The sequence below is a fragment of the Achromobacter sp. GD03932 genome, assembly GCF_029839485.1.
GTDB lineage: Bacteria > Pseudomonadota > Gammaproteobacteria > Burkholderiales > Burkholderiaceae_B > Achromobacter > Achromobacter bronchisepticus_A.
Map to the genome: position 1 here is coordinate 41,405 of NZ_JAOCAT010000018.1, position 18,653 is coordinate 60,057.

At 66.1% G+C, this 18,653-nt stretch carries 21 protein-coding genes and 1 tRNA gene; 15 read left to right on the top strand and 7 right to left on the bottom strand.

All coding sequences use genetic code 11. The features are described 5' to 3' along the window. Nucleotides 1–31: 31 nt before the first annotated feature. From N5C88_RS17645 to N5C88_RS17680, 8 genes are all read left to right on the top strand, one after another. Nucleotides 32–919: an alpha/beta fold hydrolase gene (locus N5C88_RS17645; protein WP_280015895.1), complete on the top strand. Its 888-nt coding sequence runs from the start codon at nt 32–34 to the stop codon at nt 917–919. A 284-nt stretch (nt 920–1,203) separates the two neighbouring features. Beyond that, nucleotides 1,204–2,115 (top strand): dihydrodipicolinate synthase family protein, encoded by a 912-nt coding sequence (locus tag N5C88_RS17650; protein ID WP_059372975.1) that lies wholly within the window; start codon nt 1,204–1,206, stop codon nt 2,113–2,115. An 86-nt stretch (nt 2,116–2,201) separates the two neighbouring features. Then, the gene (locus N5C88_RS17655) at nt 2,202–2,960 is read left to right on the top strand and encodes an ABC transporter ATP-binding protein (RefSeq protein WP_054458476.1); all 759 of its coding nucleotides are present in this window, start codon (nt 2,202–2,204) and stop codon (nt 2,958–2,960) included. Then, nucleotides 2,953–3,672 carry an ABC transporter ATP-binding protein gene (locus N5C88_RS17660; protein ID WP_118932579.1) on the top strand — a complete coding sequence of 240 codons (720 nt, stop codon included), beginning with the start codon at nt 2,953–2,955 and terminating at the stop codon, nt 3,670–3,672. The genes N5C88_RS17655 and N5C88_RS17660 overlap by 8 nt, the downstream gene beginning before the upstream one ends. 57 nt (nt 3,673–3,729) lie before the next feature. Next, the gene (locus N5C88_RS17665; protein ID WP_280015896.1) at nt 3,730–4,935 is read left to right on the top strand and encodes an ABC transporter substrate-binding protein; all 1,206 of its coding nucleotides are present in this window, start codon (nt 3,730–3,732) and stop codon (nt 4,933–4,935) included. 109 nt (nt 4,936–5,044) lie between these two features. After that, nucleotides 5,045–5,947: a branched-chain amino acid ABC transporter permease gene (locus N5C88_RS17670; RefSeq protein ID WP_059373059.1), complete on the top strand. Its 903-nt coding sequence runs from the start codon at nt 5,045–5,047 to the stop codon at nt 5,945–5,947. Nucleotide 5,948: 1 nt separating this feature from the next. Continuing rightward, nucleotides 5,949–6,914, top strand: a complete 966-nt coding sequence (locus N5C88_RS17675) for a branched-chain amino acid ABC transporter permease (RefSeq protein ID WP_059372969.1) — start codon at nt 5,949–5,951, stop codon at nt 6,912–6,914. Next, nucleotides 6,914–7,564: a GntR family transcriptional regulator gene (locus N5C88_RS17680; protein ID WP_251877968.1), complete on the top strand. Its 651-nt coding sequence runs from the start codon at nt 6,914–6,916 to the stop codon at nt 7,562–7,564. Before N5C88_RS17675 ends, N5C88_RS17680 begins: the two co-directional genes overlap by 1 nt. On the opposite strand, the gene N5C88_RS17685 is transcribed toward N5C88_RS17680, so the two are convergent. Next, complete coding sequence (locus tag N5C88_RS17685; RefSeq protein ID WP_059372966.1) at nt 7,539–8,021, bottom strand: multidrug/biocide efflux PACE transporter; 483 nt, start codon at nt 8,019–8,021, stop codon at nt 7,539–7,541. The two genes, N5C88_RS17680 and N5C88_RS17685, sit on opposite strands and share 26 nt — an antisense overlap. Before the next feature lie 109 nt (nt 8,022–8,130). Here N5C88_RS17685 and N5C88_RS17690 point away from each other — a divergent pair, with 109 nt between their 5' ends. Next, on the top strand, nt 8,131–8,994 hold the full coding sequence (locus N5C88_RS17690) for a LysR family transcriptional regulator (RefSeq protein ID WP_059372963.1): 864 nt from the start codon (nt 8,131–8,133) through the stop codon (nt 8,992–8,994). 33 nt (nt 8,995–9,027) lie between these two features. Here the strand turns inward: N5C88_RS17690 and N5C88_RS17695 are convergent, their stop codons facing one another. Beyond that, nucleotides 9,028–9,843, bottom strand: coding sequence for a ChbG/HpnK family deacetylase (locus tag N5C88_RS17695; protein ID WP_059372961.1), 816 nt, complete (start codon nt 9,841–9,843; stop codon nt 9,028–9,030). 36 nt (nt 9,844–9,879) lie between these two features. Between N5C88_RS17695 and N5C88_RS17700 the strand changes: the two genes are divergently transcribed. Then, complete coding sequence (locus N5C88_RS17700; RefSeq protein WP_118932577.1) at nt 9,880–10,275, top strand: GtrA family protein; 396 nt, start codon at nt 9,880–9,882, stop codon at nt 10,273–10,275. Here N5C88_RS17700 and N5C88_RS17705 read toward each other — a convergent pair. Together N5C88_RS17705 and N5C88_RS17710 are read right to left on the bottom strand one after the other, a co-directional pair. After that, entirely contained in the window at nt 10,235–11,815 is a 1,581-nt protein-coding gene (locus N5C88_RS17705; protein ID WP_280015897.1) for a glycosyltransferase family 39 protein, read from the bottom strand. The two genes, N5C88_RS17700 and N5C88_RS17705, sit on opposite strands and share 41 nt — an antisense overlap. A 1-nt stretch (nt 11,816) precedes the next feature. Continuing rightward, nucleotides 11,817–12,869 carry a glycosyltransferase family 2 protein gene (locus tag N5C88_RS17710; protein WP_059372958.1) on the bottom strand — a complete coding sequence of 351 codons (1,053 nt, stop codon included), beginning with the start codon at nt 12,867–12,869 and terminating at the stop codon, nt 11,817–11,819. A gap of 259 nt (nt 12,870–13,128) precedes the next feature. On the opposite strand from N5C88_RS17710, the gene N5C88_RS17715 reads away from it, so the two are divergent. The 5 genes from N5C88_RS17715 to N5C88_RS17735 all read left to right on the top strand — a co-directional run bounded on the left by N5C88_RS17715 (nt 13,129) and on the right by N5C88_RS17735 (nt 17,314). Next, nucleotides 13,129–13,626 carry an N-acetyltransferase gene (locus tag N5C88_RS17715; RefSeq protein WP_059372956.1) on the top strand — a complete coding sequence of 166 codons (498 nt, stop codon included), beginning with the start codon at nt 13,129–13,131 and terminating at the stop codon, nt 13,624–13,626. A gap of 184 nt (nt 13,627–13,810) precedes the next feature. Further along, entirely contained in the window at nt 13,811–15,019 is a 1,209-nt protein-coding gene (gltS, locus tag N5C88_RS17720) for a sodium/glutamate symporter (protein WP_118932575.1), read from the top strand. Next, entirely contained in the window at nt 15,016–16,521 is a 1,506-nt protein-coding gene (locus N5C88_RS17725) for a TAXI family TRAP transporter solute-binding subunit (RefSeq protein WP_280015898.1), read from the top strand. Before gltS ends, N5C88_RS17725 begins: the two co-directional genes overlap by 4 nt. Nucleotides 16,522–16,563: 42 nt before the next feature. Then, the gene (locus N5C88_RS17730) at nt 16,564–16,830 is read left to right on the top strand and encodes a hypothetical protein (protein WP_054458453.1); all 267 of its coding nucleotides are present in this window, start codon (nt 16,564–16,566) and stop codon (nt 16,828–16,830) included. Between the two features lie 4 nt (nt 16,831–16,834). Next, the gene (locus tag N5C88_RS17735; protein WP_059372950.1) at nt 16,835–17,314 is read left to right on the top strand and encodes a YaiI/YqxD family protein; all 480 of its coding nucleotides are present in this window, start codon (nt 16,835–16,837) and stop codon (nt 17,312–17,314) included. On the opposite strand, the gene N5C88_RS17740 is transcribed toward N5C88_RS17735, so the two are convergent. The 3 genes from N5C88_RS17740 to dnaQ form a co-directional block, all read right to left on the bottom strand. After that, on the bottom strand, nt 17,308–17,475 hold the full coding sequence (locus N5C88_RS17740; RefSeq protein WP_118932573.1) for a hypothetical protein: 168 nt from the start codon (nt 17,473–17,475) through the stop codon (nt 17,308–17,310). The genes N5C88_RS17735 and N5C88_RS17740 overlap by 7 nt on opposite strands. 320 nt (nt 17,476–17,795) lie before the next feature. Beyond that, a tRNA-Val gene (locus N5C88_RS17745) sits at nt 17,796–17,870 on the bottom strand. A 60-nt stretch (nt 17,871–17,930) separates the two neighbouring features. After that, nucleotides 17,931–18,653 (bottom strand): DNA polymerase III subunit epsilon, encoded by a 723-nt coding sequence (dnaQ, locus tag N5C88_RS17750; protein ID WP_059372948.1) that lies wholly within the window; start codon nt 18,651–18,653, stop codon nt 17,931–17,933.

Sequence of the window (18,653 nt, forward strand, 5' to 3'; positions counted from 1 at the left end):
ACCCAGCCGCCCCGCCCGGGTCAGACTATCCATGCCAGCCCTACCCCGCCTTTCTCCCCGCCGCCTGTTCGCCGTTGCCTTGCTTGCAGGCGCCAGCGTGGTCGGCTGCACCCAGCTCGATTCCTGGCAGCGGCAGACTATTTTCTCCCCCCAGTCCGAACCGCAGACCTGGTGGCGCGAACCCGCCGCCGGCACCCAGGTTTATGACCTGACGCTGGCAGGCGGCGACAAGGTGCGCGCCTGGTACTGGCAAAGCCCTCAAGCCGGCGCGCCCACCGTGCTGTACCTGCATGGCGCACGCTGGAATCTGAACGGCAGCGCCTTCCGCATCGACGGCTGGACGCGCATGGGCTATTCCGTGCTCGCCATCGACTACCGCGGCTTCGGCGCGTCGACCCCGCGTCTGCCGTCCGAGGAAAGCGCGCTGGAAGACGCCGTGGCCGGGCTGAAGGAGCTGGCGCGCATCCAGCCCGATCCGGCGCGCCGCTTCATCTACGGCCATAGCCTGGGCGGCGCAATCGCCATCGACCTGGCCGTGCGCCCCGACCAGCCGGCATTCGCCGGCCTGATCGTGGAATCCAGCTTCACCAGCATCGGCGCGATGCTGGCCACGCTGCGCTGGGGCAAAGTGCCTGGCGCCAGCCTGCTGGTCACGCAACCATTCGCTTCCGTGGAAAAGCTGGCGCGCATGCGCACCCCCATGCTGTTCATGCACGGCACCGCCGACCGCGTGGTGCCGCACACCATGAGCGACGAGCTCTACGCCGCCGCAGGCAACGTTGCGCCCGAGCTCAAACGCCTGGTCAAGATCGAAGGCGCCTCGCATTCCGGCGCCTTCCGCAGCGGCGCGCAATACGAGACCGCGGTGAAGACCTTCATGCAGGACGCGAGCCGCGCGTATCCGCGCAAGGCCGGCTAGCCTCCGCAGTCCGCCAGCCCGGCCTGGGCTGCCTCTTTCCCTCGCCTCCATCCGACCTCTCTACGGCCGCCGGCAAGCACGACGCCTGCCTTGCCCGTGCGCGCAAGGCGCACGCTTCCCGCTCATCCCCAGAAATCGCGCATCGGCTTGTCTCCGCCTCCGGGTTGACCCGCCCCGGGAAATCCCCAAATCAAAATATCTTCTAAATATATTTATCAGATATTAGACTTTGCACCTGCTCGCCGCTCCGCCATTGAAGCGACGGCATCTTGAGGAGAAGCCAGTTGAGTAACGTGCATTGGCAGGGCGTCTTCCCTGCCGTAACGAGTAAGTTCCATGCCGACGAGACCCTCGACTTCGAGGCGATGCGCAAGCACTTCGGCTTCCTGATCGACAACGGCGTACACGGCCTGGTCACCTGCGGTTCGCTGGGCGAAGCCAGCACCCTGAGCCTTGAAGAAAAGCTGGAAGTGACGCGCTGCGCCGTGGAAGTCAGCGCCGGCCGCATTCCGGTCCTGGCCAACGTGTCCGAGACCAGCACCCGCGAAGCGCTGCGCTTCATCAAGGCCGCCGTGGAACTGGGCGTGGACGGCTTCATGCTGATGCCCTCGCTGATCTACGTGGCGGACTCGCGCGAAGCGATGCAGAGCATCCGCACCATGGCCGAAGCCGCGCAGAAGCCCTGCATGATCTACAACAATCCCGTCGCCTACCGCGTCGATCTCAAGCCCGAGCACATGGCCGAACTGGCCGACTGCAAATGGCTGGTCGCCATCAAGGAAAGCAGCGACGACGTGCGCCGCCTGACCGACCTGCGCAACGCGCTGGGCACGCGCTATCAGCTGTTCATCGGCGTGGACGACCTGTCGTTCGAGGCGCTGGCGCTGGGCGCGGACGGCCTGCTGGCCGGGCTGGTCACCGCCTTCCCGCGCGAAACCGTGGCCCTGTACGACCTGATGAAGGCGGGCAAGTGGCAGGAAGCGCTGGCGCTGTACCAATGGTTCACGCCGCTCCTGCATCTGGATGTGTCGACCAAGCTGGTGCAGAACATCAAGCTGGCCGAGACCCTGGCCGGCGTGGGCAATGAGCACGTGCGCCGCCCGCGCCTGCCGCTGGCCGGCGCCGAACGCGAACGCTGCGCCGCCATCATCCAGGCGTCGCTGGCCAAGCGCCCCGCGCAGTACCAGTCGAAGTAAGGCCGGGCTCCGGAAGAAGCACGAACCTCCTGGCGCGTGGCGGGACCGCGACGCGCCAGGGCCTGTCCCCAGCAAGCCCAACGGACATCATGCAAAGCGACATCATTCTTCAGACCCGGGGCCTGAGCAAGGAATTCCGCGGCTTCGTCGCCGTCAACAACGTCGACATGAGCGTGCGCCGCGGCGCCATCCACGCGCTCATCGGCCCCAACGGCGCGGGCAAGACCACCTTCTTCAATCTGCTGACCAAGTTCCACATCCCGACGCGCGGCGAGATCCTCTACGACGGCGTGGACATCACGCAGGAACGCCCCGCGCAGACCGCGCGTCGCGGCATCGTGCGCTCGTTCCAGATCTCTGCCGTCTTTCCGCAGCTGTCGGTGCGCGAGAACGTGCGTGTGGCCCTGCAGCGCAAACTGGGCGTGGACTATTGCTTCTGGCGGTCGGAACGCACGCTGGAAAGCCTGCATCACCGCGTCGAGGAACTGCTGGACCAGGTCGGCCTGCGTACGCATCTGGACGTGGCCGCGGGCGACCTGCCCTATGGCCGCAAGCGCACATTAGAGATAGCCACCACGCTGGCGCTCGAACCCGAGCTGCTGCTGCTGGACGAACCCACGCAAGGCATGGGCCACGAGGACGTGGACCGGGTCAAGCACCTGATCAAGCAGGTCAGCGCCGGCCGCACCATCCTTATGGTCGAACACAACATGAAAGTGGTGGCGGACATCTCCGACACCATCACCGTGCTGCAGCGGGGCGAGATCCTGGCCGAAGGCCCCTACGCGACCGTATCGGAAAACCCGGCGGTGCGCGAAGCCTACATGGGAGCCGAAGATGAATGAAGCCGCCGCAGCCTCCAGCATGCTGGAAATCCGCAACCTGCACGCCTGGTACGGAGAATCGCACATCCTGCACGGCATCGACCTGGACGTGAAGCCGGGCGAATGCGTGACCCTGCTGGGCAGGAATGGCGCGGGCCGCAGCTCCACGCTGAAGTCCATCCTGGGCCTGGTGGGCCGGCGCAGCGGCTCGATCAGGATCCAGGGCCAGGAGACCGTCGGCCTGCCGCCCCACAAGATCGCGCGCCGCGGCATCGGCTATTGCCCTGAAGAGCGCGGCATCTATGCATCCTTGACCGCCGAGGAAAACCTCATGCTGCTGCCCTCGGTGGGGCCGGACGGCATGTCGGTGGCAGAGATCTACGACATGTTCCCCAACCTGAAAGAACGCGCGCACAGCCCCGGCACGCGGCTGTCGGGCGGCGAACAGCAGATGCTGGCGATGGCGCGCATCCTGCGCACCGGCGCCCGCCTGTTGTTGCTGGACGAAATCACCGAAGGCCTGGCCCCCGTCATCGTGCAGTCCCTGGGCCGCGTGATCCGGCAATTGAAAGAGCGCGGCTACACCACCGTGCTGGTCGAGCAGAACTTCCGCTTCGCCCAGCACCTGGCCGACCGCCATTACGTCATCGAGCACGGCCAGGTGGTGGCGGTGATAGACCGCGCCGAAGTCCTGCAATCGCAGGACAGGCTGAACGCCCTGCTCGGCATTTGAGTATTCCAGACGCATTCCTTCCGACCGCAGTCCCCTTCCTACACGGAGCGTAGTCAGATGAAATTGAATCGAATCTCAGCAGCGCTGTTCGCCGTCGGCATGATCGGCGCCGCCCAGGCCCAGACCAAGATCAGCGATGACGTGGTCAAGATCGGCGTCCTGACCGACCTGTCCGGCGTCTATTCCGACCTGGCCGGCAACGGCTCCGTGATCGCGGCCCGCATGGCCGCCGAGGAAATGGGCAACAAGGTGCTGGGCAAGCCGGTGGAAGTGGTTTCCGCCGACCACCAGAACAAGCCCGACGTCGCCGCCAACCTGGCCCGCGAATGGTTCGACCAGGGCAAGGTCGACATGATCACCGACTTCCCCACCGCGTCCACCGCGCTGGCGGTGATGGAAATCGCCAAGCAAAAGAACCGCGTGACCATGCCGTCGGCCGGTCTGTCCACCGCGATCCTGGGCGAGAAGTGCTCGCCGCTGAATGCGCAGTGGACCACCAACACCTACGCCCTGGCCGCCGGCACCGCGCGCGCGCTGGTCAAGGAAGGCAAGAAGAGCTGGTACTTCATCACCGCCGACTACACCTTCGGCCACTCGCTCGAAAAGGACGGTACCGAAGTCATCCAGGAAAACGGCGGCAATGTGGTGGGCGTGTCGCGCCATCCCTTCCCCGGCAACGACTTCTCTTCGTTCTTGTTGAAGGCGCAGGCCTCCAAGGCCGACGTGATCGCGCTGGCCAACGCCGGCAACGACACGGTCAACGCAGTCAAGCAGGCCAACGAATTCGGCATCAACAAGAAGCAGATCGTGGCGCCGCTGCTCACCTACATCTCGGATGTGCACAGCATGGGCCTGGCCAAGGCGCAGGGCATGTACCTGACCGAAGCCTTCTATTGGGACTATGACGATGCCTCGCGCGCCTGGGCCAAGAAATTCTTCGAGAAAGCCAAAAAGATGCCGACCGCTTCGCAGGCCGGCGTGTATTCGGCCACGCTGTCCTATCTGAAGGCGATCGAAGCCGTCGGCACCGACGATGCGCCGGCCGTGATGGCCAAGCTGCGCGAGATGACCATCAACGACGCCGTGATCCGCAATGGCAAGCTGCGCGCCGACGGCGCGCTGGTGCACGACATGCTGCTGTTGCAGGTCAAGACGCCCAAGGAATCCAAGGCGCCCTGGGACTACTACAACGTGAAGTCGGTGCTCAAGGGCGAGGACGTGTTCCCCAAGCCCCAGGCCGCGTGCTCGTTGAACAAGACCTGATGCCGCCACGCGCCGCACGCATGGCGTGCGGCGCCGGCTGCCATGGCCGCGGCGCATCGCCGCGCGCTTCCCGGAAATCGACGCGACACCTTTCCGCCCGCCGCCTACCATGTTCGACATCTCGCTTTCCGCCTTGCTCGCCCAACTGCTGGTGGGCCTGATCAACGGCTGCTTCTACGCCATCCTCAGCATGGGGCTGGCCATCATCTTCGGCCTGCTCAACATCGTCAATTTCACACACGGCGCCCAGTTCATGATGGCGGCCTTTCTGGCCTGGATCGGCTTTACCCAGCTGCCGCAGCTGCTGGGGCCGGGCGTGCAGATCAACTTCTGGGCCGCGCTGATCCTGGCGCCCCTGCTGGTGGGACTGGTGGGCGTCGTGATCGAGAAGACGCTGCTCAAGCGCCTGTACCACCTGGACCACCTGTACGGCCTGTTGCTGACCTTCGGCATCGCGCTGATGATGGAAGGGGGCTTTCGCTACTTCTACGGCATCTCGGGCGTGGGCTATGAGCCGCCCGAGGTTCTGCAGGGCGGTTTCGACCTGGGCTTCATGTTCCTGCCCGCCTATCGCGCCTTCGTGGTGGTGGCATCGCTGGTGCTGTGCCTTGCCACCTGGTATCTGTTCGAACGCACCCGGCTGGGCGCCATGCTGCGCGCCGGCACCGAGAACCCCAAGCTGCTGCAGGCCTTCGGCGTGAACGTACCGGTGATGATCACCCTGACCTACGGTTTCGGCGTGGCGCTGGCCGGCGTGGCCGGGGTGCTGGCCGCGCCCGTCATGCAGATCAACCCGCTGATGGGCTCGAACCTGTTGAACATCGTGTTCGCCGTGGTCGTGATCGGCGGACTGGGCTCCATCATGGGCGCCATCGTCACCGGGCTGACCCTGGGCCTGCTGGAAGGGCTGACCAAAGTGTTCTATCCCGAAGCCTCGACGGTAGTCGTCTTCATCGTCATGGCCATCGTTCTGCTGACGCGCCCCGCCGGCCTGTTCGGCAAGGAGAAATAAGGTGCAGCGCATACCCTCCTCGATCCGCATCCTGGCGCTGTTGCTGGTGCCGGCCCTGCTGGTGCCGCTTTTCCCGCAGATCGTCTATCCCGTGTTCGTCATGAAGGTGCTGTGCTTTGCGCTGTTCGCGTTGGCCTTCAACCTGCTGACCGGCTTTACCGGCCTGGTGTCGTTCGGCCATGCGGCCTTCTTCGGCTGGGCCGGCTATGCGGCCGGCGAAATGATGATCCTGTTCGGCGCCCGCGGCCTGCCGCCCGAGATCGCCATCGCTTGCGGCGTGGCCATGGCCGCGGCCATCGGCTGGGCGATCGGCTGGCTGGCGATCCGGCGCACCGGCATCTACTTCGCGATGATCACGCTGGCGCTGTCGCAGGTGGCGTACTTCATGGCGGTTCAAGTGGGCTGGACGCGCGGCGAGGACGGCATGCAGGGCATTCCGCGCGGCAAGTTCCTGGGCCTGGTGGACCTGAGCGTGGACGCCAACATGTATTACTTCACGCTGGGGGTCTTCGTGCTGGGCTTTCTGTTCGTCTACCGGGTGATCCATTCGCCCTTCGGCCAGGTGCTCAAGACCATCCGGGACAACGCGCCGCGCGCCATATCGCTAGGTTACGATACAGACCGGTGCAAGCTGCTGGCGTTCGTGCTGTCGGCCTCGGTCGCCGGCCTGGCCGGCTCGCTGAAGGCGCTGGTGCTCCAGCTGGTTGCATTGAACGACGTTTCGCTCGCTACTTCCACCGAAGTGCTGCTGATGACGCTCCTGGGCGGCATCGGCACGGTATGGGGGCCGGTGGTGGGCGCGACGCTGGTCGTCAGCTTGCAGAATTACCTTGCCACCCTGGGCGACATCGTCACCATCGTCATCGGACTGATTTTCGTGTTGTGCGTGTCGTTCTTCCGGCGCGGCTTCGTCGGCGAATGGCTGGCCTACGCGCAGTGGCGCAAAACGAAGGAAAACAATAGTTGATGGCAGCAGCAGAATCCAAACGGCGCGCCGCCGATGTCGCCTACGACCAGATCGAAAGCATGATCGCCACGCTGCAATTGCAGCCGGGCAGCGCGGTCGTGGAAGCGGATCTGGTGGAAATGACCGGCCTGGGACGCACGCCGCTGCGCGAGGCGCTGCTGCGCATGGTGGCCGCCGGGCTGATACGCCAGGAGCCGCGGCGCGGCCTGCGCGTGTCCATGATCCAGCTGGCGGACCACATGGACCTGATCCAGACCCGCCGGGCGCTGGAACAGCTGATCGCCGCCAGCGCCGCGCGCCGCGCCACTGCGGCGCAGCGCAGCCAGATCGTGGACTGCGCGACGCAGATGATCCGGGCGGCGGAAGGCGGCAATCTCGACGACTACATGCATGCCGACCAGATGCTGGACCACGTCTGCCACCAGGCCTGCCGCAACGCCTCGGCCGTGAACGCGGTGGCGCCGCTGATCATCCAGTGCCGCCGCTTCTGGTATGCCTACCAGCACGAGGGCGACATCGCCGAAGGCGCGCGCCGCCACATGCTGATGGCCGAAGGCATCGCCACCGGCAACGAGTCCGCGGCCATCAAGGGCGCGGACTCGCTGATGGACTACCTGGAGATGTTCACGCGCAAGGTGATTGACGCGTGACGGCCGGCGCGGCCTGCCCCTTGCGGCGGGCCAGCCACTGCAGCACCCGCGGCCGCGAGCGGTCGTAGGCCAGGTTGTAGAGGAAGGCGTAGGGCAGATAGAACAGCACCAGCGCGATATCCAGCACAAAGGCCTGCCACAGGCTGATGTTGAGCCACCAGGCCGCCAGCGGGATCACGATCAGGATCAGGCCCAGCTCGAAGCCGAAGGCATGCACCACGCGCAGCCGCAGCGTACGGGTCCAGCCCATGCGGTTCTCGATGCGGTCAAAGCCCGCGTTGTAGATCATGTTCCAGACCAGCGCGATCCAGGCGATCACCGCGGTCAGCACGCCCATTTCGAACAGGGACTTGCCCATGGCCCAGGCAGCCGCCGGGGCGCACAGGCCGATGGCGATGATTTCGAACAGAAAGGCGTGGAGGAAACGTTCTTTAATGGATTTCTTGGCTTGCGTCATGACCCACCTGCGGTCGGTTGATACTCAGTGGCAGGGATTTTCGACGACATTTCCGTTACCATAAAGATTGTTTTCATCGGAAAAACCGATAATCACGGAGCCTCCGTCTATGCGCCACTCCCTGGAATCCCTGGCGGCGTTCGCCCAGGTCGCCTCCGAAGGCACGTTTTCGGCTGCCGCCCGCAAGCTCGGGAAAAGCCAGTCCACCATCAGCGAAACCATCGCCAACCTGGAGGTGGACCTGAACGTGGCGCTATTCGACCGCAGCCAGCGCCAGCCCGTGCTGACCGAGGCGGGCCGCGTGCTGCTGGGCCAGGCCTTGCAGGTGCTGGCCGCCAACGACAGGTTGAATCGCAGCGCCAGCCAACTGTCCGAAGGCCTGGAGCCCCGGCTGACGGTAGTGCTGTCCGACACGTTCCAGTCCGAGACCTTCGAGAACATGCTGAGCCAGATCGACCAGCGCTATCCGGCGCTGCGCTTCGAATGCCTGATCGCGGAATACGAGGATGTGGTGGCGCTGGTGCAGCAGGGCCGCGCGCACCTGGGGCTGATGGCCGCCCAGGAGAGCTATCCGCCCGACGTCGCGCACGCCGCCCTGGCGGAGCTTTCTGAAATCGTCCTGTGCGTGAGCCGCAAGCACCCGCTGGCCAAGCTGCCCCGGGTCACGGAGGACCAGCTGAAATCCGAACGCGCGCTGCGCCTGAGCACGTACGAACTGGGTGACAAGGAGACCGAACCCGCGTACGCGACCTGGTCGGCGCCCGGCTATCTGATGCTGATGGACATGGCGACCCTGGGGTTTGGCTGGACCGAACTGCCGCGCTGGATGTTCCAGCGTTTCGGCCAGGATCAGCTGGTGGAGCTGAAGGCGCCAGGCTGGCCGCGCCACATCCGCGTCGACGCGGTCTGGTCGCGGCGCCGCGCGCTGGGGCCGGCAGGCGCCTGGCTGCTGCAGAGCCTGACGGGCGGCTAGAGCCAGCCCGCGCCGCAACGGCCTTGCAGCCGATCAGCGCGCCGTGGCCGGCAAGCGCGAGATGTGCACGCCGTTGGCGTTGAGCCAGTCGCCCAGCTTGGGGCTGGCCAGCACGTCGAACTCCGCGCGGCGCTGGCGCGACATGGCGCAGTCATCCTGGCTGCCCATGGCCGGATGGCACATGACCAGGTCGCAGTCGCGCGCGTTGAACAGCCAGTTCTGCAGCAGGTCCGCGTAGCGCCGCTTGCCGCCTTCGAAGCCATAGACGCCCAGCAGCCGGCGGTTGGTGCGCATGCCATCCTTTTGCGCCTCGCGCGCCAGCGCGCTCGAACCGAGCGCGCCAATGACGCGCGCCTTGAGGGCTTCTTTCAGGGGAATGCCAACCTGCATGCCCGGCGCCGTCTGGCGCAGCCAAGGCATGTGATCGCCATAGCGTTGCTTGAGCAACAGCAGCAGCCGTTCGCGGATGCCCGGCAGCTGATGCACGTGCTGGTGCCCGTCGACATAGTCCGGCGCGCGGCCGAACGCGGCCTCGAAAGCATCGAACTGGCACGCCAGCTGCGCATCGATCCAGGCGGCGTCGAGTCCGCCCGCATAGGCGCTCAGGATCAGCCGGCTCAGCGTGGGCATGGGCTCGGCGCCAGGCGTAAGCGCTTCCGTGAAGTTCACGTGCAGGCCGATATCCACGTTCATCGGGGCCAGGCGCCCGGCGTTCGACGCGAACGACGGACCCAGCGTGAGGCAGCTGACCGCGCTCAGCCGGCCCATGCCGGCCAGCGCAATCATGCCTTCATCGATATCGGCATTCATGCCAAAATCATCACCGCAGACCACGATACGTTTGCTCATTGCTATACCTTTGACTTCATTTCCGCCACGCCCTTCATGCGCGCCCTGCTGCAACAAGTAAGCACCTTCATTGCCGTCGGATGCGCCGCCGCGGCCACCCACTGGGCTGTCGCCGTGGGTTGCGTCGAACTCTTCCGCATGCCGCCCCTGGCCGCCAACCTGATCGGCTGGCTGGTTGCATTCGCGGTTTCCTTCACTGGCCACTACCGGCTTACGTTCCGACATTCCAAAACTCCGTGGACGGTAGCAGCGCGGCGTTTCTTCCTTGTGTCAGCAGCCGGCTTCATCATCAACGAAGCCGCATACGCCTGGCTACTGCATAGCACTACCATCCGTTACGACATCCTGCTTGCCTTGATCCTGCTCGGGCTCGCCGTGGCGACCTTCATCGCTAGCCGGCTTTGGGCGTTCCGCCACAAACCCGCTGCCTGAGGGCCGCGTCCACGTCGACGCGCCACATTACATACTTCACGCTGCTGACCACCGGCGCCAGCCCCTGCAACGGCGCATAAACCTGGTTGTCCGCCGCGGTACCCCATACCCAGTAGCGGCTGCCTTCGGCTGCCTGACACAGGCGCGCGTTGAACTCCGCGGGGCTGAGCAGCACCTGTCCGCCGGTTTCGGGGTCGAACTGGGCGGCGTCATACAGCTCCTTGCGCCAGTTGTCCCGCACGGGCACCTCCGGATTGAGCCAGTCGTCCACCACCCAGGCGGGCCGCGGCGCCCGGGCGTACAGCGCCAGGTCGAACGGATAGGTGTGCAACGACACGAAGGTATCGTCCGGCCGCGCCTGCTCCCGCACCACCTTGGCCAGCGGGCCCGCGCTGCCGCGCGCATTGTTGGCGGCGATGCCCACCGCGCTGACGCAGATCCCCACCGCCACCGCGGCGCTCAGGCGCAGCAGGCGGGTGGCCGAATCGGCGTCGGCGCGCCTGGCTCCCTGGATCACTTCGGCCAGAAGGAAAGCCAGCGGCGCCAGCGCCGGCAGGACATAGCCCACAAGCTTGGAATTCGGCAGCGAAAAGAACGCCAGCACGACGGCAAACCACAGCACCGCCAGGCGCCGCAAGCTGCGCGAGGGACCGGCTTCCCAGAACGTCTTGCGCAGGATGCCGCCGCCCCAAAGCGACCAGGGCAAGCTCAGCCCGGCCACCACCGGCAGATAGAACCAGAACGGCTGCGCATTGTTAAAACCAGTAGCGGCAAAGCGCTGGAAGTGCTGATAGACAAAGAAGTAGTCGTAGAAACCTGGATAGCGCCACTGCATCAGCACGAACCACGGCGCCGCCACGGCGATGAACACCAGCAGCGCGGGCGGCCAGAACAGCGCAGCCAGGCCGCGCCACCGGCGTTCCCACACCAGCCAGATCAGCAGGATGGCGCCCGGCAGCACCAGGCCGATCAGCCCCTTGGCCAGCACGGCAAGCGCGGCCAGCGCGCCAGCCGCCACGGCCATCGCGTGCCAGGCTTCTCCGCGCTCCTCGCGCAGCACCGTATCCGTTGCCGCCAGCACGCACAGCGTGATCATGCCGGCCACCAGCATGTCCAGATTCGCGAACTGCGCGCCACCATAGAAAAACGGCATGGTGGCGAGGATCAGCACGGTCGTCATGGCGGTCGCGGGATCGCGGTAGCGGCGCACAAAGGCGTACATCGCAGCCGCCGCGGCCCACGCTGCCAGCCAAGAGGGCACCCGCGCCGCCCAGGGATGCACGCCGAACACCGAAAAGGACAGCTCAGTCAGCCAGTAGTAAAGCGGCGGCTTGTGGAAATACGGCATGCCGTCCAACAGGGGCACCGCATGCGAACCGCTGCGCAGCATGTCCCAGGCCACACCGGCATAGCGCCCTTCATCGGGCAGGGTCAGGGGCCTGATCCAGGCCAGGAAAGCAAGCCACGCGCCTATCGCGATCAGGAAGCGTCCCGCTGGCGGGGTCCAATCGGAGCGCCGCCAGAACGTCGTGGCGAACATGTCAGTCCAAGCCTTGGCCCGGCCGGGAAGCCCTGCCCTGGCGCCGGCGCACGACGAACAGCGGCCGGCCCTTCACCTCATCGAAGATCCGCGACACGTATTCGCCCACCACGCCCAGGGAAATCAGATTCACGCCGGCAAAGAACAGCACCGCCGTGACGATGGTCGTCCAACCGGAAACCTCGTTGCCGAAGAACAGGTACTCGCCGACCAGATAGGCGGCATAGGCCAGCGCCAGCATGGCAAAGGCCACGCCGACCAGGCTGACCAGGCGCAGCGGCCAGGTCGTGAAAGCGGTCAGGCCGTCCAGCGCCAGCCGGACCAGGCGCATGCTGCTGAAACGGCTGTCGCCGTGCATGCGCTCCTCGGGGGTATAGGCCAGCGCCTCGCCCTTGAAGCCAACCCAGGCGTACAGGCCTTTCATGAATCGGGTGCGTTCGGGCAGCGCGATCAGCGCGTCCACCACGCTGCGGTCCATCAGGCGAAAATCGCCCGCGTGCGCCGGCACGTCCACGCCGCGCGCGCCGCTCAGCAACTTGTAGAACCAGCGCGCGCCAGCGCGCTTGGCCCAGGATTCGTCGGCGCGGGTCTCGCGCACGGCGTAGACCATTTCGGCCCCGGCGGCCCAGCGCGCCAGCATTTGCTCGATCAAGGCGGGAGGATGCTGCAGATCCGCATCCAGGCAGATCACCGCATTGCCCGTGGCGGCTTCCAGGCCGGCGCTGATCGCGGCTTCCTTGCCGAAGTTGCGCGACAGCTGTACGTAGCGAAAACCATCGTGTTCGGTCCATTCGGCCATCAGCGCTTCCGTGCCGTCCGTGCTGCCGTCATCGGCCACGATGATTTCCCAGCTGGTGCACAGCGCCTCCAGGCGGTTGCGCAGCAGAGGCAGCAGCACCTGCAGGTTCTCGCATTCGTTCAGGCACGGAATGACGCAGGTCACGCAAGTGTCGTACGGCACGCGAGCCTCGGCCGCCGGCCAAACCGTTTCCAGCGGATACGATTTGGTCAGCACTTGCGGGACAGCGGATTCGGACCGGAACTGAATGTGCATGGCTCTAGACTCGGAATGCAGGACTATGCCGAGCAGTATGCGTAGGGATCTGTCGAATTTTCATGAAATGCGCAATTGCCTGCAGCGCCCGAGAAATCCAGATGAATTCTAGGGAGCGTCCCCCGGAAAACAATAAAGTGGCGTAAACCTGTGTCCCCAATTTGTGAAGCCCTGTAAAGCCGGACTGCGCCCGCGCATCGGTAAAATGCGCCCGAGTTTTTTGTTTTCGCAGGTTGTCATGCAATATCAAGTCCGGCTCATGCAGGCCAGCGACGTGGACGCCATCCTGGCCCTCCAGACCCTGGCCTACCCCGGTTTCCTGCTGGAAAGCGCGGGATTCTTCCAGAACCGCCTGGCGCTCGCCCCCTCGCACTGCTGGGTAGCGCAGGCTGGGGCCAGCCCGGATGCGCTGCTGGGCTACCTGATTTCCTATCCCTGGGACGCGGGACTGCCGCCCGCCCTGGATGTGGCGCTCGCGGCGCTGCCGGCCGCGGCCGACCACTGGTTCCTGCACGACTGCGCCGTGGCGCCCTCGGCGCAGGGGTTGGGCGTGGGCCAGGCGCTGCTGCGCGCCGCCGCCGACAGCGCGCATGAAGGCGGCTTGCGCCGCGCCAGCCTGGTGTCCCTGGAATCCGCCGTGGGTTACTGGCAGCGCCACGGCTACCTGCCGGTCAGCGCAGACAGCGCCGACCTGACCGAAAAACTGGCTGGCTACGGGCCGCGCGCGCAATACATGTCGCGCGCATTTCCACTCTAGCCGCCCCGGCCGCGGCGACCTCCGCCGCGGCTTTCCGCCCGCCCGGCCCCGCGCCGCGCGCCGCCTCCCTGCCCCATGTACATCGCCCGCGCGGCGGACGTAACATAAGCCTCAGTCCGTGTGAGGCGGCAGGGTTCAAACAGCCAGAAAGTTCACCGTGCCCGGACAGGGCGCAAAGGCACCTATGATCTCGCTTACGCCCGTTCAATCACTGCTGGCATGCTGCCTCGTCCTGGTCATCGGACGCGTGCTCACCACCAAGATCGGCGTCCTCGCCCGCTACAGCATTCCGGACCCCATCGTCGGCGGCCTCCTGTTCGCCGTACTGGCCTACCTGCTGGCGACCTGGGGCGGCATCTCCGTCTCGCTGGAAACCAGCATCAAGCCGACCTTGCTGCTGCTGTTCTTCGGCAGCATCGGCCTGACCGCCAACCTCAAGCTGCTGGCCAAGGGCGGCCCCAGGCTGATTGCCTTCCTGCTGGCCCTGATCCCGTTCCTGGTGCTGCAGAACGCCGTCGGGCTGGGCATGGCCTGGCTCCTGGACATGCATCCGCTGATGGGCCTCTTGGGCGGCACCATCACGCTGGTGGGCGGTCACGGCACGGGCGCGGCCTACGCCACGCGCTTCGCCGACTTCAACAACATCCAGGACGTGATGGCGCTGGCGATGACCGCCGCCACCCTGGGGCTGGTGCTGGGCGGCGTGGTGGGCGGGCCGGTGGCCGAATGGCTGATGCGGCGCCACAAGCTGGCCGGCAGCCTCGACCACGCGCCCGGCGACGGCCACGAGCCTGCGGACCTGATGGAAAACGCGCCCGCGTCCTCCGCCGGCTCCTACATCGTGTCCCTGACCGCCGCCCTGGTCTGCCTGGTGGTCGGCGGCTACCTGGCGGCCTTGGTTGAGGACGCCCCGGTCAGCCTGCCGAACTTCCTGTGGTGCCTGGCCACGGGCGTACTGATCCGCAACGGCGGCGAAAAGCTGGGCCTGAAGCTGGACGACCGCGCCACCGAAATCATCGGCACCATCTCCCTGTCGCTGTTCCTGGGCATGACGATGATGACGCTGGACCTGTCCAGCGTGGCGCGCCTGGCCGGCCCGCTGGCCCTGATGCTGGCGGTGCAGACCCTGGTATGCGCGCTGTATGCCGCCTGGGTCGTGTTCCGCATGCTCAAGCGCGACTACGAAGCAGCCATCATGTCGGCCGCGTTCTGCGGCTTCGCGCTGGGCGCGACCGCCACCGCCATCGCCAATATGCAGGCGCTGACGCGGCGCCATGGCCCGGCGCCGGAAGCGTTCATCGTCGTGCCGGTCACCGGCGCCTTCCTGGTCGACATCCTGAACGTGATCGTGCTGACCTCGCTGATCTCCTTGCCGTTCGTGGGAGGCATGTGATCATGTTCAAACGCCTTGTCATTCTGAGCTTCTGCCTGCTGCTGGCGGCCTGCGGCCGCGCGCCCGATACCGACGCCCTGCGCGCCGACGTGGAACGCAGCCTGGCCACCGCCTACGGCGCGGACCTGTTCCGTATCGCCGGGATCAAGCGCATGGGATCGGCCTCGGACAGCAGCGCCCCGGCGGGCGAAACCCGCCGCGTGGTCTATTACGACGTCGAACTGGACCTGGCGCGCAACATCACCCTGGGCGCCTGGGACCAGCCCGGCGCCGCCGCGCTGGTCACGCTGCTGGGCGCCGGCCCGCGCAGCATCAGCGGCGTGAAATCCGGCGGCAACCAGGCGGGCGACCGCATCGTCGCGCACGCCAGCGCCATCTACCGCAAGGAAGGCGACGCCTGGAAGCTGGTCACCCCGGCCGGCTTCAAGGCGGCCGAGGCGCCCAATCTGGACACCGGCGCGCCGCCGCCCGTCACGCGCCAGCTGCTGGACACGCTGGACCAGATCACCCATTCGGTTTCCTACAGCGCCTCCAGCACCGCGCAGCACGTAGTGCAACAGGAACTGGAACGCTCCGTGGCGCGCATCAACGGCCGGCTGGCCCGCATGCAACAGGGCTACCCGCTGGCCGGCGGCCCGGACCGCGGCGAGTATGTGGCGTTTGCGCGCGCCCTGAGCGACGTCGCGCGCAAGCAGCAGATCCGGGTCTCGCCGCTGATCACGGGCGGCGGCGCCGAGAACATCGCGCTGCTGCGCAGCGGCGACGCGGTGGTGGGACTGGCCCAGGCCGACACGGCGCGGCTCGCCTATGACGGCAAGGGGCCATTCGCGGGCCAGGGTCCCTTCACCGGCCTGCGCGCCCTGGGCAGCCTGTATCCGGAACTGGTCCATATCGTGGTCCGCGACGACGCCGCCCTGCGCGGCGTACGCGATCTCAAGGGCAAGACCATCGCCCTGGGGCCGGAAGGCTCGGCGGTGCGCGCCACGCTGGAAACCGTGCTCGCCGCCCATGGCCTGCAGGCCGGCCGCGACTACACCGTGGCCGACACGCCCTTCACCGAGTCCTTGCCGGCGCTGAACTCCGGCAAGGTCGACGCCGCCGCCCAGGTCATCGGCGTGCCCGCCACGCCCTTGCGCGATGCGCTGACCCAGGCGCGACTGAAGCTGCTGCCGCTGGACCCCGCCGCCATCAAGGCGCTGACCGGGGCCGAGGACAACGCGCTGATGCCGCTGGACATCGCCGCCGGCACCTACCCCAACCAGATGGAGCCGATCCCCACGGTGGGCATGGCGGCGCTGCTGCTCACCACCGCGGACCTGACCCGGGACGAGGCCCTGGTGATCGTGCGCGCGGTCTACGTGACCGGGCAGGACCTGCTGGCCGCCGGATCCGCCCAGGGCGCCCAGGTAGGGCTGGCGACCGCCCGCCGCGGACTGACCGTGCCGCTGCACGACGGCGCCCAGGAAGGGCTGGCCAAGCTTGAACAGGCCAAGCCGCAATGAAGCCGGTTGCGCTTATGATTGCGCTCCCTACCAGGAATCCCCATGAATAAATTCGATCTGCAGAAAAACCAGGCCCTAAAGCTGGCCGGCCAGCTCAAGCAAGCCTCCACCCCGGACCGCTTCGGCACCGCCTCGCAAGTGCCCGACCGCCGCGAACAGCGCAAGCTGGACCAGGCCGCCGGCCTGGTGCCGTTCCCCCTGAAGCTGTCGCAGGCCCACGCCGACAAGCTGCGCGCCCTGGCGGCCGAACGCGGCGTGTCGACCAACGACATCGTGGCCGAAGTGCTGCAAAACGCGCTGGACAAGTAAGCGCATGCATATCTGGGTCGATGCGGACGCCTGCCCCGCGGTCATCAAGGACATCCTGTTCCGCGCCGCCCAGCGCTGGCAACTGCCGCTGACGCTGGTGGCCAACCAGATGCTCTACACCCCGCCCTCCCCGCTGATCCGCGCGGTGCAGGTGCCGCGCGGCTTCGACGTCGCCGACGCCCACATCGCCGAACGCGCGTCCGAGGGCGACCTGGTGATCACCGGCGACATCCCGCTGGCCGCGCAAGTCCTGGAAAAAGGCGCGATGGCCCTGAACCCGCGGGGCGAACGCTATACGCCGGAAACGATCCGGGAGCGGCTGGCGTTGCGGGACATGATGGAAGAGCTGCGGGCCAGCGGCGTGGATACCGGCGGCCCGGCGGCATTCAGCCAGGCCGACCGCAAGGCCTTCGCCAACCAGCTGGACACCCTGCTGGCGCGCGCGGCGCGCAAGACGCAGCCGGGCTCGGCAAGCGGTCAATAGAAGGTGATGTAGGCCTTGTAGATGATCGTGCCCAGGGCCGTGATCAGGCCTATGCCCATCAGTCCCATGCCGATATTGCGGTCGCGCAGCCCGAAGCCGACCAACATGAGCGCCACGCCGGCGACGATGATGATCAACATGGTATTGGTGTGCTCGGACATGACCTTCTCCTGTTCGCCTATGCCTGGCCCCACGGGCCAAAGCCTTTGTTATCAATGATAGTCAGGCTCGCATGCGACGCGGCTCAATCGACGTGAGTCCGCTTGCGACAAATCAAGAGAAGGGTAATGAAAGGGACGGTTCAGCGCAATGGCTTGCATGCCATATGCAAAGCGCCCGGATTTAAAGGCGTGCCCGATGCGTCCTGAGCGCAAAACAAAAAAGCCAACCTCGCGGTTGGCTTTCTTTGCTTTGCGTCTTTTTTAACCTTGGTACGCCGACAACGATAAGCCTGAGGCTTACGTCATCTTCCAAGGGTCTTTGGTGGGTAGTACTGGGTTCGAACCAGTGACCCCTGCCGTGTGAAGGCAGTGCTCTACCACTGAGCTAACCACCCCGAAAGAGGCGAAATATTAGCACGTTTTTTTGAACGCGTGCAAGTCGCCTCGAAAAAACTTTATGCGGCCGCCACTGGCGCGTCGATCTTGCGCCAGGTGCACTCCCCGCCCACGGACTTGTCCAAGGCCGCGAGATAGTTTTCGTGCTCGGCCAGTTCCGCCTCGCTGGCCTTGATCACGGGCAGGCCCGAAGCGTCGAAGCGGGCCAGTTCGATACCATTGCCGCCGCCGCTGGCGCCGTCGTCCACGTCGATCAGCAGCGCGTCCTGGCCGCGGGTCATGGCCAGCCAGACTTCCGCCAACAGCTGCGAGTCCAGCAATGCGCCGTGCAGGGTGCGGTGAGCGTTGGAAATGCCGAAGCGGTCGCACAGCGCATCCAGCGAATTGCGCTTGCCTGGGAACAGCGAGCGCGCATGCAGTAGCGAGTCCGTGACCGTTTCGCAGTACTCGGTGACCGGGCCGCGCCCGGTCTTGGCGAGTTCGGCGTTGAAGAACTTGACGTCGAACGCCGCGTTGTGCGCGATCAGCTCGGCGCCCTGGATGAACTTGACGAATTCGTCCGCGACATCGGCGAAGCGCGGCTTGTCGGACAGGAACTCGGTAGTCAGGCCGTGCACCGCCAGCGCCTCGGGGTCGCTGTCGCGGTCCGGGTTCAGGTAGATGTGCAGGTTGTTGCCGGTGGTCATCCGGTTGACCATCTCCACGCAGCCGATCTCGACGATGCGATGGCCCTGGGCAGGGTCCAGTCCGGTGGTTTCAGTGTCAAAGATGATCTGGCGCAT

Excerpts from the sequence above, each read along its gene's own strand:
- N5C88_RS17645 (WP_280015895.1), top strand. The coding sequence starts at position 32 with ATGCCAGCCCTACCCCGCCTTTCTCCCCGCCGCCTGTTCGCCGTTGCC.
- N5C88_RS17660 (WP_118932579.1), top strand. The coding sequence starts at position 2,953 with ATGAATGAAGCCGCCGCAGCCTCCAGCATGCTGGAAATCCGCAACCTG.
- N5C88_RS17665 (WP_280015896.1), top strand. The coding sequence starts at position 3,730 with ATGAAATTGAATCGAATCTCAGCAGCGCTGTTCGCCGTCGGCATGATC.
- N5C88_RS17670 (WP_059373059.1), top strand. The coding sequence starts at position 5,045 with ATGTTCGACATCTCGCTTTCCGCCTTGCTCGCCCAACTGCTGGTGGGC.
- N5C88_RS17680 (WP_251877968.1), top strand. The coding sequence starts at position 6,914 with ATGGCAGCAGCAGAATCCAAACGGCGCGCCGCCGATGTCGCCTACGAC.
- N5C88_RS17685 (WP_059372966.1), bottom strand. The coding sequence starts at position 8,021 with ATGACGCAAGCCAAGAAATCCATTAAAGAACGTTTCCTCCACGCCTTT.
- N5C88_RS17690 (WP_059372963.1), top strand. The coding sequence starts at position 8,131 with ATGCGCCACTCCCTGGAATCCCTGGCGGCGTTCGCCCAGGTCGCCTCC.
- N5C88_RS17695 (WP_059372961.1), bottom strand. The coding sequence starts at position 9,843 with ATGAGCAAACGTATCGTGGTCTGCGGTGATGATTTTGGCATGAATGCC.
- N5C88_RS17700 (WP_118932577.1), top strand. The coding sequence starts at position 9,880 with ATGCGCGCCCTGCTGCAACAAGTAAGCACCTTCATTGCCGTCGGATGC.
- N5C88_RS17705 (WP_280015897.1), bottom strand. The coding sequence starts at position 11,815 with ATGTTCGCCACGACGTTCTGGCGGCGCTCCGATTGGACCCCGCCAGCG.
- N5C88_RS17710 (WP_059372958.1), bottom strand. The coding sequence starts at position 12,869 with ATGCACATTCAGTTCCGGTCCGAATCCGCTGTCCCGCAAGTGCTGACC.
- N5C88_RS17715 (WP_059372956.1), top strand. The coding sequence starts at position 13,129 with ATGCAGGCCAGCGACGTGGACGCCATCCTGGCCCTCCAGACCCTGGCC.
- gltS (WP_118932575.1), top strand. The coding sequence starts at position 13,811 with ATGATCTCGCTTACGCCCGTTCAATCACTGCTGGCATGCTGCCTCGTC.
- N5C88_RS17730 (WP_054458453.1), top strand. The coding sequence starts at position 16,564 with ATGAATAAATTCGATCTGCAGAAAAACCAGGCCCTAAAGCTGGCCGGC.
- N5C88_RS17735 (WP_059372950.1), top strand. The coding sequence starts at position 16,835 with ATGCATATCTGGGTCGATGCGGACGCCTGCCCCGCGGTCATCAAGGAC.
- N5C88_RS17740 (WP_118932573.1), bottom strand. The coding sequence starts at position 17,475 with ATGTCCGAGCACACCAATACCATGTTGATCATCATCGTCGCCGGCGTG.
- dnaQ (WP_059372948.1), bottom strand. The coding sequence starts at position 18,653 with ATGCGCCAGATCATCTTTGACACTGAAACCACCGGACTGGACCCTGCC.